The organism is Vreelandella sedimenti, from assembly GCF_013416325.1.
Classification (GTDB): Bacteria; Pseudomonadota; Gammaproteobacteria; order Pseudomonadales; family Halomonadaceae; genus Vreelandella; species Vreelandella sedimenti.
Genome location: NZ_JACCGK010000050.1, coordinates 1 through 1,461, shown reverse-complemented (window position 1 = coordinate 1,461; position 1,461 = coordinate 1). Strand labels below are relative to the sequence as shown.

Genomic DNA, 1,461 nt, shown 5'->3' with positions numbered 1-1,461 from the left:
CGTGCCAATCACGCGGGTAAGACGTGGTATTTCTGTTCAGAAAAGTGTCAGGATAAGTTTGCTGCCAAGCCTGACGCATATATTGAGCCAAGCAAGCAGTCACAAACGTCAGTACCCTCGGGATCTATTTATACTTGCCCGATGCACCCAGAAGTTCGACGAGAAGGCCCAGGCGACTGCCCAATCTGCGGCATGGCGTTGGAACCTGAGACCGTGTCTGCCGACACCGGCCCTTCGGACGAACTCAAGGACATGACCCGACGTTTCTGGATCGGCCTAGTACTGACCCTACCCGTGTTTGCCCTAGAAATGGGTGGCCACGTGTTTGGCCTTATGCATTTTATTTCCCAGCAAACCTCTAACTGGATTCAACTGCTGCTAGCAACGCCGGTAGTCGCCTGGGCAGGCTGGCCGTTCTTTGTACGCGGATGGCGCTCGTTAGTGCGTCGCAGCCTTAATATGTTCACGCTAATCGCGATCGGTACCGGCACCGCGTTGATCTACAGTTTGCTGGCCACACTCACACCGGGCATCTTTCCCGACGCCTTCCGTCAAGCCGATGGTTCGGTGGCCGTTTATTTCGAAGCAGCGGCAGTGATTGTCGTTTTAGTTTTACTGGGACAAGTATTAGAGCTACGCGCTCGTGAAAAAACCTCTGGCGCTATTCGTGCTCTGCTCGACTTGGCGCCTGCTACCGCTCGACGCCTTGATGATCAGGGCAATGAGGAAGATATCTCCCTTGACCAAGTTCAGGTAGGAGACCGTCTCCGGGTGCGCCCCGGCGATAAGGTGCCATTAGATGGCGAAGTGATGGAAGGTCGCTCCAACGTTGACGAATCCATGGTTACCGGCGAACCACTAGCGGTGAAAAAGGAAGTCGGCGATGGCGTCATAGGCGGCAGCATCAATGGTCAAGGATCCTTTGTCATGCGCGCTGACAAGGTGGGCCAGGACACGATGCTGTCGCAGATTGTGCAAATGGTCGCCAGCGCCCAGCGCAGCCGCGCACCCATTCAAGGGCTTGCCGACAAAGTCGCCAGCATCTTTGTACCCGTCGTTATTCTCATTGCTGTTGTGGCTTTCATCGCCTGGTCATTGTGGGGCCCTACCCCGCCGATGGCGTTTGGCCTTATTGCGGCGGTTAGTGTTCTGATCATTGCCTGCCCGTGCGCGCTAGGTCTTGCTACCCCCATGTCAATTATGGTCGGTGTAGGGCGCGGTGCCCAGTTAGGCGTGTTGATTCGCGATGCCGAAGCTCTTGAACGTCTAGAGAAGGTCGACACCGTCGTCGTCGACAAAACCGGCACGCTTACTGAAGGCAAACCACGAGTGACCGAGGTGATTCTCACTGAAGGCATTGCTGAATCGGAGCTTTTGCGCTTGGCAGCTAGTCTTGAGCGAGGCAGCGAGCACCCCTTGGCTCATGCGATAGTCGAAAAGGCTAAAGAGGCAGAGGTAAAA

Annotated in this window: 1 protein-coding gene; it reads left to right on the top strand. The window is 55.5% G+C overall.

Annotation, left to right across the window (positions count from 1 at the left end; genetic code table 11):
* The coding region (locus HZU72_RS23560; RefSeq protein WP_180096371.1) for a heavy metal translocating P-type ATPase at positions 1-1,461 on the top strand (1,461 nt) is incomplete at both ends.